The 13,416-nt window shown below is 41.0% G+C and carries 15 protein-coding genes; 13 read left to right on the top strand and 2 right to left on the bottom strand.

Annotated features, from left to right (window positions below; translation table 11 throughout):
* Positions 1 to 85 precede the first annotated feature (85 nt).
* A complete protein-coding gene (locus BMW98_RS20455) occupies positions 86 to 259 on the top strand; it encodes a hypothetical protein (protein WP_162844737.1) in 174 nt (57 codons plus the stop codon).
* A gap of 99 nt (positions 260 to 358) precedes the next feature.
* Entirely contained in the window at positions 359 to 1,087 is a 729-nt protein-coding gene (locus BMW98_RS11485) for a YebC/PmpR family DNA-binding transcriptional regulator (RefSeq protein WP_090258731.1), read from the top strand.
* Here the strand turns inward: BMW98_RS11485 and BMW98_RS11480 are convergent, their stop codons facing one another.
* On the bottom strand, positions 1,088 to 2,326 hold the full coding sequence (locus BMW98_RS11480) for an erythromycin esterase family protein (RefSeq protein WP_139177521.1): 1,239 nt from the start codon (positions 2,324 to 2,326) through the stop codon (positions 1,088 to 1,090). It lies immediately after the preceding gene.
* Between the two features lie 94 nt (positions 2,327 to 2,420).
* Between BMW98_RS11480 and BMW98_RS11475 the strand changes: the two genes are divergently transcribed.
* The 5 genes from BMW98_RS11475 to BMW98_RS11460 all read left to right on the top strand — a co-directional run bounded on the left by BMW98_RS11475 (position 2,421) and on the right by BMW98_RS11460 (position 7,991).
* Positions 2,421 to 2,831, top strand: a complete 411-nt coding sequence (locus BMW98_RS11475) for a hypothetical protein (protein WP_090258729.1) — start codon at positions 2,421 to 2,423, stop codon at positions 2,829 to 2,831.
* Between the two features lie 86 nt (positions 2,832 to 2,917).
* The gene (gene tpx, locus BMW98_RS11470) at positions 2,918 to 3,415 is read left to right on the top strand and encodes a thiol peroxidase (protein WP_090258728.1); all 498 of its coding nucleotides are present in this window, start codon (positions 2,918 to 2,920) and stop codon (positions 3,413 to 3,415) included.
* 189 nt (positions 3,416 to 3,604) lie between these two features.
* Entirely contained in the window at positions 3,605 to 6,136 is a 2,532-nt protein-coding gene (locus tag BMW98_RS11465) for a PIG-L family deacetylase (RefSeq protein ID WP_090258727.1), read from the top strand.
* Positions 6,133 to 6,270 carry a hypothetical protein gene (locus BMW98_RS20555; RefSeq protein WP_222843635.1) on the top strand — a complete coding sequence of 46 codons (138 nt, stop codon included), beginning with the start codon at positions 6,133 to 6,135 and terminating at the stop codon, positions 6,268 to 6,270. Before BMW98_RS11465 ends, BMW98_RS20555 begins: the two co-directional genes overlap by 4 nt.
* Positions 6,267 to 7,991 carry a sodium:solute symporter family protein gene (locus BMW98_RS11460; protein WP_090258726.1) on the top strand — a complete coding sequence of 575 codons (1,725 nt, stop codon included), beginning with the start codon at positions 6,267 to 6,269 and terminating at the stop codon, positions 7,989 to 7,991. The genes BMW98_RS20555 and BMW98_RS11460 overlap by 4 nt, the downstream gene beginning before the upstream one ends.
* Here BMW98_RS11460 and BMW98_RS11455 read toward each other — a convergent pair whose 3' ends face one another.
* The gene (locus BMW98_RS11455; protein WP_090258725.1) at positions 7,992 to 8,816 is read right to left on the bottom strand and encodes a PDDEXK family nuclease; all 825 of its coding nucleotides are present in this window, start codon (positions 8,814 to 8,816) and stop codon (positions 7,992 to 7,994) included.
* 40 nt (positions 8,817 to 8,856) lie between these two features.
* Between BMW98_RS11455 and BMW98_RS11450 the strand changes: the two genes are divergently transcribed.
* The 6 genes from BMW98_RS11450 (at position 8,857) to msrA (ending at position 13,396) form a co-directional block, all read left to right on the top strand.
* Positions 8,857 to 10,191, top strand: coding sequence for an exonuclease domain-containing protein (locus tag BMW98_RS11450; RefSeq protein ID WP_090258724.1), 1,335 nt, complete (start codon positions 8,857 to 8,859; stop codon positions 10,189 to 10,191).
* Between the two features lie 119 nt (positions 10,192 to 10,310).
* On the top strand, positions 10,311 to 10,493 hold the full coding sequence (locus BMW98_RS20325) for a hypothetical protein (RefSeq protein ID WP_121505267.1): 183 nt from the start codon (positions 10,311 to 10,313) through the stop codon (positions 10,491 to 10,493).
* Between the two features lie 138 nt (positions 10,494 to 10,631).
* Complete coding sequence (locus BMW98_RS11440) at positions 10,632 to 11,543, top strand: class I SAM-dependent methyltransferase (RefSeq protein ID WP_090258722.1); 912 nt, start codon at positions 10,632 to 10,634, stop codon at positions 11,541 to 11,543.
* Positions 11,544 to 11,605: 62 nt separating this feature from the next.
* Positions 11,606 to 12,145 carry a peptide-methionine (R)-S-oxide reductase MsrB gene (msrB, locus tag BMW98_RS11435; protein ID WP_090258721.1) on the top strand — a complete coding sequence of 180 codons (540 nt, stop codon included), beginning with the start codon at positions 11,606 to 11,608 and terminating at the stop codon, positions 12,143 to 12,145.
* 66 nt (positions 12,146 to 12,211) lie between these two features.
* Positions 12,212 to 12,688, top strand: a complete 477-nt coding sequence (locus tag BMW98_RS11430; protein ID WP_090258720.1) for a pyrophosphohydrolase domain-containing protein — start codon at positions 12,212 to 12,214, stop codon at positions 12,686 to 12,688.
* Between the two features lie 45 nt (positions 12,689 to 12,733).
* Positions 12,734 to 13,396 (top strand): peptide-methionine (S)-S-oxide reductase MsrA, encoded by a 663-nt coding sequence (gene msrA, locus BMW98_RS11425; RefSeq protein ID WP_245733569.1) that lies wholly within the window; start codon positions 12,734 to 12,736, stop codon positions 13,394 to 13,396.
* The last annotated feature ends 20 nt before the right edge of the window (positions 13,397 to 13,416 follow it).

The raw sequence follows: 13,416 nt of genomic DNA, 5'->3' as shown, positions 1-13,416 counted from the left end.
GATTTTCTATTTCCATCTTTTCCATATTTCTCTTGCTCAATTAAATTTCCTGTTAGTTATTTGTATTTAGATTTATTCTAAACAAATGATTGAGTTAGAGTTGTTGCAGGCCAACGAGCAGTTGGGTGAGGGAGAAGATCAGAAAAACGATGTTTTTGGTGCTGCAATGTGTGTTACTTCTGCTTGTTGCATGAAAAAGTGCTGCAAGAAGTTTAAAAAGAAGGGCAAAAAAATGTGCAAAAGCTGTCCTAAGCGATAATTAGCTCAACTCAACGCACATCCCAAGTATTTTTCCTGCTTTACTGGTAGTACCTTTTCCAACCTTTTATATTTTTGCCACATTAATTAAGTTAACCACATGGGAAGAGCATTTGAATATCGTAAAGCAGCGAAAATGAAGCGCTGGGACAAAATGTCCAGAATATTTCCAAAACTGGCCAAAGCCATAACTATGGCAGCCAAAGAGGGTGGCCCTGACCCCGATATGAATGCTTCTTTGAGAACTGCTATTCAGAACGCCAAGGCGCAGAATATGCCGAAGGACAATATAGATGCGGCTATTAAGCGTGCCTCGAGCAAGGATGTTGAAGCATATTCAGAAATTAACTACGAAGGCAAAGGCCCTCATGGTGTTTTAGTTTTTGTAGAGTGCGCTACCGACAACCAAAACAGAACGGTTGCTAATGTGAAGTCTTACTTTAACAAAGCAGGTGGTGGTTTGGTACCAAATGGCTCTTTAGAGTTTATGTTTACCCGAAAGGCCGTTTTCGAGTTTGAGAAAACCGAAGAAATGGACCTAGAGGAAATGGAACTTGAATTGATTGATGCTGGTTTGGACGAAATCGATTCGCACTTTGATGAAGAGGAGGAAGTAACAACTGTTTACATTTATGGCGACTATACCAACTTTGGTTCGTTACAAACCGCTTTAGAAGAAAAAGGCTATGAGCTCAAAAACTCTGCCCTAAAACGTTTCGCAAATTCTCCGGTAGAATTTACCGATGAGCAGCTTGAAGAAATTGAAAAGATGCTCGATAAAATGGAGGAGGATGATGACGTGCAGGCAGTTTACACCAACATTGCCTAGCTATGGAGCATAAGGTTTTGAGGCCTGAGAGCCGCTAAACCTAAATGCCATGTCGAAATAAGAGGTAGTGGAACCAGTAGTTCCGTTTACCAACATCATAAAATCTTTGAAAGGAGAGCCCTGTTCGTTCAAGTCAAATAGAACGACAGGGCTTTCTTTATTTGCATTCATCATGTTGGGCGAAACACTAAAAGTTATTGGCCTCGGATTAAAGTCATCATCTTTATCGGCATAATAACTGTTGTGGTAAAAAATAGGAATTGAAGCCACCTGTTCAATATTGATAGTGGCATTTGCTATGGCTTCTTGCACAAAGGTTTTGTAGTTATCGCTAAGTTGCCGCTTCCAAATGTGCGATGCACCCCATTTGCCATACATTTTTACATTACCAAATGTGCTTCTTACAAAGGCTAAATTTTGAGCAATGTGTTGTTCTCGCTTTGTATCGAAAGTTAGCGGGTCATTTTCAAGCTCAACTTTTGTCACAATGCCTGCCAGAATACGTACCATTCTTTCGTATTCGGGAAAGTAGGCTTGAAAGCTATTCTTGAATTGTGATGAGGTTAGTTTTTCATGAAAATAAGGAGCAGCATTTATCACCTCCAAATAGCTTGTGTAGCGTGTATTGTACATTTCTTGAATTAAATCAGCAATGTCGTTTGGGTGTGGAGCATCTATTGAGGGCTTTGGAATAAGCATTTTGAAAACCCTAAAGCCAATAGTAACCTGATGTTCCACATCAATACCCACATAGGTTATCCGGTCATTTTCTGGTAGCGAAAGGTTAAAGTCTTTGAGGCGAACGAGTCGGGCTCGGTTGTGCAGGGTTTCGCTGAAAGAGCCACTGTAGTTGGCCATGATATACTGCAAAGTACCATCAAAGCCCGAGTTAATGTAGCTATTGATAAAGTAGCCCATACCAATGCTTGTTTCGCCTAAATACACCCTTACTCCATGGCGATGATAGAGGTATTGAAAGAACTTAGTATCTATTACTTCGTTATACTGAGTGGCATGGTTTTCACCCAGTAGTATCATTTCTTTCCCTTCAAAATGATCGTCAAATGCGCTGAATTCATTTGTGTTTGCTGCAAGATCAAGACTAATCTGCTGCTGGTTATTGTTTAAATAGGCTATAACATCTTCTTCAGTGGGAGGAGTAGGTGTTTCTGAGTTGCAGCTTAGGATAATTGTTCCTAAGAGTAAGATAGTCAGTGTTTTGAAGGGTGCTTTCTTCACAGATGAATCATTTATACCAATATACAATTCTTCTCTCAAATCATTTTGGCATCATTTTTTCATTTATGACCGCAACAACTAAAACAAGGTCAATATGAAACACGGTTTACTCATTTTACTCGGCATACTTTTTCTAAGCAGTTGCGATTTAATTATTGTAGAAGAGCCATTCGACCCTCGGTTAAACTTCGTGGGCAGATACGAGGCAGAAGAATACAGCGAAACTTTTGATGAATACCTTTATTATGATGTGAGGGTGACGCTGGACGATGGCTATTATAGCGACATTATATACTTGGAGAATTTTTATAACCTAAATGCAGACGTACAAGCAGAGGTTTATGGCAACAGCATTACTATTCCTCGCCAACGAATAGGCAATTGGTTAATTCAGGGAACAGGCCATTTGGAATATGGAGATTTGGTGTTAACCTATTCTGTAGAGGATTTAAATCGGCCAAGGCTTCCTGTTGATTTTTGTAATACTATAATGTACTTGAGATAATGAAGGGCTCGGTTTTACCGGGCTTTTTTAATGAACAATCATGAAAGTTGTGCTGTTAAATGGTAAATTAAAGCAAAAAGAAAACTATGGCTAAAACTGCATTAAAAGGCAACGAAGTAAATACAATAGGCGACTTGCCAGCAATAGGTTCATCAATTGGTGATTATGAGTTTACTAAACAAGATTTAGGAGGGCTTAAGCTTTCTGACTTGAAAGGGAAGAAGGTAATCTTGAACATATTCCCTAGCGTTGATACATCTACCTGCGCTACCTCAGTGCGCAAGTTCAACGAGCAGGCTGCATCGCTTAATAACACCACAGTGGTATGCGTTTCGAAAGACTTACCGTTTGCGATTGCGCGTTTCTGCGGTGCTGAAGGCATTCAGAACGTAGAAGCTACCAGCGATTTTAGAACCCTTGAATTTGCTAGAGAAAACGGAATTGAAATGATTGATGGCCCGTTGAAAGGTTTGGATGCGCGCTCAATTATTGTGCTGAACGAAGAAGGAAAAGTAGTACACACTGAGCTTGTTCCTGAAATTGTAGACGAGCCAAACTACGAAGCCGCGCTTAAGGCTTTATAAAAGGCAGTCGTTTTAAAATTTGAGAAAAGCTATTTCAGAAATGAGATAGCTTTTTTTATTAATGAACAACTGTGTGTTTCTGTCTTCTGGCTTGCACCTTTGAAACCACTTACACAAATGCCGAATGTCAGTTTCAAGTAACTTACTATCTTGGTATCCGTTAACCTGTGCATTAGCCAAAAAACTACTATGAACTACAGAAGACTCACCTTACTTGTCTTATCATTTTGTGCTTCAATTCTTACTATAAAGGCCCAAGCGCCAGAAAAACTGAATGCTGCTGAAATAAAGCAAGCACTCAATAAGCTTGAGGTGCTGGGTACTGTAATGTACCTGGCAGCCCATCCTGACGATGAGAATACGCGTCTGATCGCTTATATGGCCAACGAACAAAAGTTGAGAACAGCATATTTGGCCATGACCCGTGGTGACGGGGGACAGAACCTAGTTGGAACTGAAATAAGAGAGTTACTCGGAATTATTCGAACCCAAGAACTTTTGGCCGCTCGTAGAACTGATGGTGGCGAGCAATTTTTTACCCGAGCCAATGACTTTGGCTATTCCAAAGATCCTGATGAAACCTTTGAGATATGGGAAGGAGAGGATGTGCTTTCCGATGTTGTTTGGAACATCAGACGCTTTAGACCAGATGTAATTATTACACGTTTCGATACCGCGCGGGTTGAAGGTGGCAGAATGCACGGACACCATACTGCTTCGGCAATTTTGGCGCAGCGCGCTTTCGACATTGCAGCCGACCCATCTGTTTTTCCAGAACAACTAAAATATGTTGAACCATGGCAGCCAAAAGGGCTCTATTGGAATACCTATAATTTCGGAGGAAGTTTTGTTTCCAATCACGTTGACGAGCCAGGTTATTTTGTGTTCGACCTAAATCAATACAACCCGTTACTGGGTAAATCTTACGATGAAATTTCTGCCTTGAGCCGAAGTAAGCACAAGTCTCAAGGTTTTGGATCAACCGGTAGAAGAGGCTTGATTCCGGAATTCTTAATGCACTGGAAGGGTGAATTACCAGAGATTGATATTTTTGAAAACATAGACCAAACTTGGGGACGCGTAGCTGGCGGCAAGGAAATTGGAGCCTTGATTAAAAAGGCAAATGACAACTTCGATATGGAAGACCCTGCGGCCAGCGTCAAAGAATTACTAACCATTCGAGAGAAAATCAATGGGCTGGAAGATGAATATTGGAAGCAAGTTAAAGGTCAAGAAGTAGATAGAATCATCAAGGCCAGTTTAGGGCTTTATTTTGAGCTTGTAGCCAATGACTATTCTGCCGTTAATGGAGAGTCAATTCATATTTCGGGTGAAGCTGTTAACCGTTCAAATGCTGCAGTAGAGTTAGAAACAATAACTTTTGAAGGCTATGAGTCCATTATGGAGCCTTATAAGACGCTAAAGAATAATGAGAACTTTGACCTCGTTTGGGATTTAGATTTGAATGAACCAAAGATTTCTCAGCCATATTGGTTGGAAAAAGAAGCATCGCTTGGTATGTACCGAGTGGACGATCAGCAGTTGCGCGGTTTACCACAAAATGCACCTACAATTGAGGCTACTTTCAACTTTAAAATTGAAGGTAAAGCCGTAAGTTTTACAACTCCTATTGTATATAAAACCAATGATAGGGTAGATGGCGAGGTTTATCGTCCGTTTGTGGTTACACCACCAGTTTTTGTTAACACACAGCAGTCGGTACTTATCTTTCCAGATAATGAAACCAAACAAATTGATGTAACAGTAACTGCAGGAACCAATGATGTTTCCGGACAAGTAAGCTTAAATCTGCCTGATGGCTGGAAGGTAAGCCCTGCAAGTGTTGATTACGCAATAGCTAACAAAGGCGGAGAATTTAGGGCTGAATTTCAGGTACTGCCTCCGGCCGGGGCTTCTGAAGGTTTTGCCAAGGCACAGGTGACATACGAAGGGCAAACCTATAATAAAGGATTAAAGGTCATTGATTACGGTTACATTCCAACCCAAACAATTTTTCCAGATAGTCAGGCCAAGGTTGTAAAGCTAGATTTGAAGAAGAAAGGCCAGTATGTGGGGTACATAATGGGCTCAGGTGATGCAGTGCCAGAGGCACTTGAACAAATTGGTTATCAGGTGACTTTGCTTGATCCAGATAATATAACCGCGCAGTCTTTGGCGAACTACGATGCCGTAATTGTGGGTGTACGTGCCTATAATACCATTGAAAGAATGCGTGTTATTCAGCCTGAATTGATGGAGTACGTGAAAGGCGGGGGAACCATGATTGCCCAGTACAACACCTCAATGAGAAACCAGCCGCAAATTGGTCCATATCCCTTTAGTATTTCAAGAGATAGGGTTACAAAAGAAGAGGCAGAAGTGCGTATTCTAGCGCCTAACCACCCTTTGATTGACGGACCCAATAAAATCACCGCAAAGGATTTTGAAGGATGGGTGCAGGAGCGTGGGCTTTATTTCCCGAATGAGTGGGACGAAAAGTATACCACAATTCTATCGGCTAATGACCCGGGCGAAACACCAAAAAATGGCGGCTTATTGGTGGCCGAATATGGTGAAGGTTATTTCGTTTATACGGGTTACTCTTGGTTTAGAGAGTTGCCAGCAGGTGTTTCTGGGGCTTTCAGAATATTTGCGAACATGATCTCGCTTGGTCAAGATACGCCAGATAGTGCCGCATTAAAGATCGAAAACAACAAATGAGTTCAACCAAAAAAACTGAAGAACAAACAGAGCAGTCAGAAAATAAAGGCTGGGGCAAAATCTATTTGCTCGAAATAGTAGTGCTCGCAGTATTAGTCGCTTTGTTCTACCTCTTCACAATTACTTTTTCATGAGTTCTATCGACTGGATTGTTCTTTTTGGAACATTGTTCGCAATTGTTGCCTATGGAGTTTGGAAAACCAAGAGTAACAATAGCATGGAAAGCTACTTAAAGGGTAGTGACCAAACCAAATGGTGGGCCATAGGGCTTTCAATTATGGCTACTCAGGCCAGTGCCATTACTTTTCTATCTACGCCAGGTCAGGCATATACTGATGGCATGCGCTTTATCCAATTCTATTTTGGGTTGCCCATCGCCATGATTATCATTTCCATCTTCTTTTTGCCACTGTACTACAAGGCAAAAGTGTACACCGCATATGAGTTTTTGGAAAGTCGGTTCGATGTGAAAACACGCATGCTTGCGGCTTTTATATTCCTTATTCAAAGGGGGCTTGCTGCGGGTATTACAATTTATGCACCAGCCATTATTCTTTCGGCTTTGCTTGGCTGGCCATTACAGCTAACCACCCTAATAATTGGTGCATTAGTGATAGTGTATACCGTGTCCGGAGGAACTGAAGCAGTTACCCAAACCCAAAAGCAGCAAATGGCTGTAATGATGGGGGGGATGGTAGTGGCTGGTATTTTGGTGGTAAAAGCACTACCCGAAAGTGTTGGTCTTACCGATGCACTTCACGTAGCTGGTAAAATGGGTAAACTGAATGTGGTAAACTTTGAGTTTGACCTGAACGATCGTTATAATTTTTGGTCTGGAATCACGGGAGCAGTGTTTTTGTTTATGTCTTATTTTGGCACAGATCAGTCACAAGTGCAGCGCTATCTTTCTGGTAAAACACTGAAGGAGAGTAGAATGGGGCTGATTATGAATGGCCTTTTGAAGGTGCCAATGCAGTTTGTGATATTGCTAATCGGTGCTTTGGTGTTTGTTTATTACCAATACAACCAGCCACCAATATTCTTTAATGAAGCTGTACGTCAAGAGGTGCTTCTGAACGAAGAATATGGCGAAGATTTTCAGGCTTATGAGCAGGAATATGCGGATCTGTTTACTGAAAAACTGGACTTAGTAAAGGAGCTAAATGCAGCAGTTACTGATGGCAGTCCTACACTTATAGAAACCACCAAGCACGAACTTAATAGGCTACAAGGCGACTCGGACACGATTCGCGCAAGGGCAAAAGACTTGATCGCAGAAGCGCTCCCGAATAGAGAGACCAACGATAAGGATTACATCTTTATGAACTTTGTAATGAATACAATGCCGGTGGGTATTGTGGGACTACTGTTTGCAGTGATTTTTAGTGCGGCCATGTCTTCAACTTCTTCCGAGTTAAATGCTTTAGGTTCAACTACTTTAATAGATTTTTATAAACGAAGAATTAAACCTAACGAAAGCGATCAGCACTATGTAAAATACTCCAAACTCTTTACACTGTTGTGGGGTGTTATTGCTATTATTTTCGCATCAACTTTATCACTTTTCGAGAATTTGATTCAGGCTGTGAATCTTATTGGTTCACTGTTTTACCCCATTATATTGGGGATTTTTGTGGTAGCATTTTTCTTTAAAAGGGTGGGTAGTTCTGCCGTGTTTGTTGCTGCTATTATTAGTCAGGCAGTAGTTATTTTGGTGCACTACTTAAATACCATAGGCCAGGCTGGGCCGCTAAAAATGGGCTTCCTTTGGTACAATGCGTTTGGTTGTGTTTTGGTGGTTTTAATTGGGGTGTTACTGAATACTTTTATTAAGCCGAAAAAACAAGTAGCCTAGTCAGGAGAGGATGCTTTCGCACTCTTCGAGCACGCGCTGCTGCTTCTTTTCATTCATGTAGTTATTCAGCAGTTCGGGTTGTCCTGTAAGCTGTCTGCAAAGTACAATGTCGTCTTTCAAAAGCTTTTGCTTTTCATTCTTTGTAAGAGAGAACAAGCAAGTGATAGGGTACATACCAGCCAATTCTATGCGTTCTCGCAGGCTGCCTTTGCTAGGGTAGTCCCATGCCAATAAGCGAATACCATAGCAGTTGGCATAATCAACGGCATCTTGCGTAAAGCGTGTATTCGTGGCTATCCAGCATTCAAATTTGCGTTCATCTCCCTTCCGTCTGAAGGCATTCACCAAATCGTTGAACCTAGAGTGAATGTAGAGTGGTATTTTTACATCAGATTTGTAGCCCGGGTTACCGTGGTGTTTGCACTCAACAAGTAGTGTTTTGTCTTCTCCTTCGGCCATAATATCCACTTCATGAGTAACACATTTACCGTCTAGGGTTATGCCCACTTGCGTTTTGTAATGCTGAAAGCTGAATAGATGACCCAAATATTGTTCGAAAGGATAGCCGCTTGGCCCTAGGTCTAGAATGGCGTTTTTAAGACGGTACTTTCCCGCCAACTTTTTCGAAGAAGCCCGCAACAATTTGTAGGCTTTTTGGTAGATAACTTTGGTGGTAGAAACATCATCAATCTCATCATGAACGCATTTTAGAATCTTGTCAATCAATTCATTATTAGCGCCAGATTTAAAGAGCGAATCCCGTAGCTTTTCGGGTTCGAACTTTACACGTTCGCCCGAAGCTTTTTCTATCCATTTTTCCTCCATACCTGCCTGTAAAATACGAATAGTTAACTAATTTGAATGCATGTTTGCCATAGTAGATATTGAGACGACAGGAAGCGCAGCCAACTACGGAAAAATTACCGAAGTAGCCATTTTGGTACACGATGGACAGCGCGTGGTAGACGAATATCAGTCATTGATTAATCCGGAAAGGGGAATTCCGCCTGGTATTACAGCACTTACCGGAATTTCTAATGAAATGGTAGCCGATGCACCTAAGTTTTACGAGGTGGCCAAAGAGATTCACATGATGTTGGAGGGCAATATTTTTGTGGCGCACAATGTCAATTTCGACTATTCTTTTTTAAAGAAGGAGTTTGAAGAGCTCGGGGCTGAGTTTAAACATAAAAAACTCTGCAGTGTAAGGCTAAGTAGAAAAGTTTTTCCGGGCTTACGTTCTTATAGTTTGGGTAAGCTTTGCGATCATTTTGGTATTGCTAATCATGCGCGTCACCGCGCCATGGGCGATGCCAAGGCTACAGCCGAATTGATGGATTTGATTTTGGAGAACGAATCGGGCGAGATTGAATACTTTCTCAAAAAGAACTCTAAAGAAGCCGACTTACCCCCAAATTTGGATAAGCAGGTTTTTGAGAATTTACCCGATCAAACGGGGGTATACTATTTCCACGATGAGCACGGAAAAGTACTTTATGTTGGGAAAGCTAATAACATCAAAAAGCGCATAAGAGGGCACTTCTCCAGTACCGATGTGATCTATAAGCAAGGCATGAAGGACAAAATCTTCGATATTTCATTTGAGCTTTGCGGAGACGAACTGGTGGCGTTTCTGTTCGAAGCTTACGAAATCAGAAGGCTTTTTCCGCCATTTAATAAGGCGCAAAAGTACCCCGCCAGTCGATACGGCCTTTACCATTATCAAGATGCCAAAGGAAACCACAGACTTTCAATTGGTAAAGCGCAAAAAGGACTAAAGCCACTCGCTAAGTTCACTTCTTTCGATAAGGCCAGAACATTCCTTATTCAGTTGGTAAAGGAATATGAGCTTGATCCGGAATTGTGCAGCTTACCGGCTGATGCCATGAAGTTTTTTGGATATTCATTTAAAAGCATAGGCGAAGATGAAGTGAATGCTCGTTTTTCGAAAGCGTTAGAAGGTTTAAATGCCAAACCAGATTCTTTTGTAATTATGGGCCAAGGGCGAACCATAGATGAGCAAAGTATCGTATATGTGGAAGAAGGGGTTTACAAAGGATTTGGCTTTGTTGCTGATGATATAACGCTCTCGAACAATGCCAGTGCTAAAGAGTTTATTACGAACTATCCTGATACCCCTGAAACGCAGCGGATAATTAATCAATTTAAGGAGAAGCGTAGAGTGCTTAAAATGAATTGATTTTACCCTGTATAAGGTATTCATTAAAGGATAAAATATGGTTAACTTTAATGAGTAAGTGTGATGTGTTACTTAGTTGTACCAATAGTATAAGTGAAATTAAACCTACAAAACCAAAAATGAAAAGAACAAAAGAAATTGGAGGGAAGCTTTTAAAGTATGCCGAGGAGAAGATTCAGGAAAGATCTGAGAAAACTACCAAGCGACTTAAAAAGTATGCGAAAAGCTTGAACGAAGTGAGTTCTGAGCTAATGTATTCGAGCACTATTATGGCTGGTCACAAGAAAATCGTGATCGACTAATTTTACCAACCTTAGACAAAACCGTCCCTTAATGGGAATCAAGTTGTAATTGTAAACGCTATTTAGCTTTTTTGCGGCCATAAACTACTCTGGTAGGGTTATTGCGCATAAAAAATGTATTTGGAATACATCTAAAAAATGAGCGAACAAGCGGTTAACGATAACATTTTTACTTGCCCTTTCACTTCTAGGCAACTCAAGCCACTTTCTGTGGCGGAGTTAGTGACTGTTAATGCCCAAGTAGCTCAAAATCAGCTTTGCTTTTATTCTGGCGTTCCGGTAAGGTTTAAGCTAGAAAAGGCCTATGCTAGTGATAATCACCTCTATATTTATCCCGTAATTGATGATATCCTTCTACTTCAAAAGGATACCGCTGTTGTAGCCAAAAACAGAACTGAGAATCCTTTTTTAAGGGTTTCTGAGCATAAAGTTGAGGAGTTTTACAGCGTATTCAATTTTAGTGGAGATAAAGCAGTAGTAGCATCGCCCAGTACCAAACCATTGGCTCCTGAAGAGCTGAAGTCTTTGAAAAACTTGTTGCCTAAATCTGGCGCGTGTTTTTTGAGTGCTTTTTCCGAGCATGCCGATAGTATTCTTAACCTTGAGTTTGGAACCCAATTCGATCACTACGTTCATCTTGATTATAATATTGATAGAATTAGAAGCGTAAAGGAGCAATTGAGCGCGAAGACTATTTATGTTTTGGCCGAAATGAATGATCTACCATTTGCTGATGCTTCCATTGATGCTTTCTTCTCTTTCGATTTTATTAATAATTACGAGAAGGATTTTCAGCATATGGCTTATGATGAGCTGAAGCGAGCATTGAGTCCTTCTGGGGCGAGTGTTGTATTGTACGATAAAGCTAAGCCTATGCATGCCGGTGCGAAGCGTAAGAATGAGCTGTTATCTAAAAAGGCCTTGAGCTATATTGCGCCTTGGAAGAAAGTAAAAGTGCCTACTATTCATTTTCACCCTATGAGCGATGCCAGCAATAGTAGTGCAACAAATGTGGTGGCTAAAACATCGCTCGGCCGACAATTATCCTAATCCTAGAAAACCGCTCCAAAACCTTTTTACGTAAGTAAAGTTACCTAACAAAAAACCAATTAATGAAAGCGAAAATATTATTGACTTCCGGCTTATTAATCATTCTGGTTACCAGTATTCTGGCCTTGAGAAGCAATACATCTATAGATAAGCAACAAGGCAAGCAGAAGGGTGTTTATGAAATACAACTTACGGAAAGTGAGTGGAGAGAACGCCTAACGCCAGAGCAGTATCACATTTTGAGAGAAGCTGGGACAGAGTTGGCTGGTTCGGGCGAGTATAATAAGTTCTACAAAAAAGGAACCTACTATTCTGCCGCTTCATTGCAGCCAGTATTTTCTTCTGAAACCAAGTACAACTCGTACTCTGGCTGGCCAAGTTTTTGGAAACCCATTTCTGACGATGCCATAAAATTGGTAAAGGATACCACCTTAGGTATGGTACGATGGGAAGTTGTTGATAGCAAAAGTGGCTCGCACCTAGGACACGTATTTAACGATGGCCCTGAGCCAACAGGCTTACGCTATTGCTTGAATTCAGCAGCATTGATTTTCGTTCCGGAAGGAGAGGAGCCGCCCAAATTCAAAAAAGACAATAACTAATTTAGTAGCAATAGAATATTTACGTAACATTGGCCTGATAATTAATCAGGCCTTTTTATTAGAATTATGCAAGAACCGAAACCACTTAATAGCGTAGCAGAATTTCATAAAACATTCAAGCACCCTATTTTAGAATCCCCTCAAATTCCATCTGAAGATCGTTGTAATTTAAGAGTCGCATTGATTGCCGAAGAGCTAAAGGAGTTGGAGGAAGCTATTGCCAATAAGGACTTGGTAGAAGTGGCCGATGCATTGTGCGATATTCAATACGTATTGTCAGGAGCTATTTTGGAGTTTGGCTTGGGAGAACGCTTTAAAGATTTGTTTGATGAAGTTCAGCGTTCTAACATGAGCAAAACTTGTAAAACAATGGAAGAAGCAGAGGCTACACAGAAGTTTTACATGGAGAAAGACGGAACAGAGAGTTACGTAGAAGAAGCTGACGGACACTTTTTGGTATACAGAAAGTCGGACAACAAGACATTAAAGTCTGTGAATTATTCACCAGCAGACCTTAAAGGTATGCTGAAAGACGTTCTATAAAAACCTTTAGCCAAACAAGGCGTTTGGATGGTATAAATGAGAGTTATGAGTTTACTGAGCACATTTCTTACAACGGTTTTATTAAACCTATCGATGACAGCTTGTGGCCCTGGTGACAAGACCGAGGCCGTTTCTGTAGCTAATCTTGAGCAAGAGGGACGCGAAGTTGCCACCTTTGCTGGTGGTTGCTTTTGGTGTACCGAAGCTGTTTTTGAGCGTGTAGAAGGCGTAATTGATGTTTATTCAGGATATACTGGCGGTGACCAAGAAAACCCAACGTATAAGCAGGTGAGTTATGGAGAGACTAACCATGCCGAGGCTGTTCAAATTGTGTTCGATCCTTCAGTAATAAAGTACCAAGAGTTGTTAAACATCTTTTTTGCTACAATTGACCCTACGCAGCTCAACAGGCAGGGACCAGATGTAGGTGCACAATATCGTAATGTGGTTTTTTACCACAGCTTTAAGCAACAAATTGAAGCCGAGGCAACGGTTAACAAACTTAACCGCAGTGGAAAGTACGAGAAGGAGTTGGCTACTACAGTGGAGAAGTTTACCAAGTTCTGGAAGGCTGAAGGCTATCATCAGGATTACTATGAATTGAACCCTGGCAATCCGTACATTATTAACATTGCAGTGCCCAAGGTAAAGAAGCTGAAAATGCTTTTTCCAGATAAAATAAAGCCGAAGTATCAGTCAGAAAACTGATGCCATGCAGGTATAAAACC

The organism is Roseivirga pacifica, assembly GCF_900111145.1.
GTDB classification, from domain to species: Bacteria; Bacteroidota; Bacteroidia; order Cytophagales; family Cyclobacteriaceae; genus Roseivirga; species Roseivirga pacifica.
The sequence above is the reverse complement of the archived record's forward strand: the minus strand, read 5'-3'. Positions and strand labels throughout refer to the sequence as shown.

Coding starts and splice junctions, on each gene's coding strand:
- BMW98_RS20455 (WP_162844737.1), top strand. CDS start 86: ATGATTGAGTTAGAGTTGTTGCAGGCCAACGAGCAGTTGGGTGAGGGA.
- BMW98_RS11485 (WP_090258731.1), top strand. CDS start 359: ATGGGAAGAGCATTTGAATATCGTAAAGCAGCGAAAATGAAGCGCTGG.
- BMW98_RS11475 (WP_090258729.1), top strand. CDS start 2,421: ATGAAACACGGTTTACTCATTTTACTCGGCATACTTTTTCTAAGCAGT.
- tpx (WP_090258728.1), top strand. CDS start 2,918: ATGGCTAAAACTGCATTAAAAGGCAACGAAGTAAATACAATAGGCGAC.
- BMW98_RS11465 (WP_090258727.1), top strand. CDS start 3,605: ATGAACTACAGAAGACTCACCTTACTTGTCTTATCATTTTGTGCTTCA.
- BMW98_RS20555 (WP_222843635.1), top strand. CDS start 6,133: ATGAGTTCAACCAAAAAAACTGAAGAACAAACAGAGCAGTCAGAAAAT.
- BMW98_RS11460 (WP_090258726.1), top strand. CDS start 6,267: ATGAGTTCTATCGACTGGATTGTTCTTTTTGGAACATTGTTCGCAATT.
- BMW98_RS11455 (WP_090258725.1), bottom strand. CDS start 8,816: ATGGAGGAAAAATGGATAGAAAAAGCTTCGGGCGAACGTGTAAAGTTC.
- BMW98_RS11450 (WP_090258724.1), top strand. CDS start 8,857: ATGTTTGCCATAGTAGATATTGAGACGACAGGAAGCGCAGCCAACTAC.
- BMW98_RS20325 (WP_121505267.1), top strand. CDS start 10,311: ATGAAAAGAACAAAAGAAATTGGAGGGAAGCTTTTAAAGTATGCCGAG.
- BMW98_RS11440 (WP_090258722.1), top strand. CDS start 10,632: ATGAGCGAACAAGCGGTTAACGATAACATTTTTACTTGCCCTTTCACT.
- msrB (WP_090258721.1), top strand. CDS start 11,606: ATGAAAGCGAAAATATTATTGACTTCCGGCTTATTAATCATTCTGGTT.
- BMW98_RS11430 (WP_090258720.1), top strand. CDS start 12,212: ATGCAAGAACCGAAACCACTTAATAGCGTAGCAGAATTTCATAAAACA.
- msrA (WP_245733569.1), top strand. CDS start 12,734: ATGAGTTTACTGAGCACATTTCTTACAACGGTTTTATTAAACCTATCG.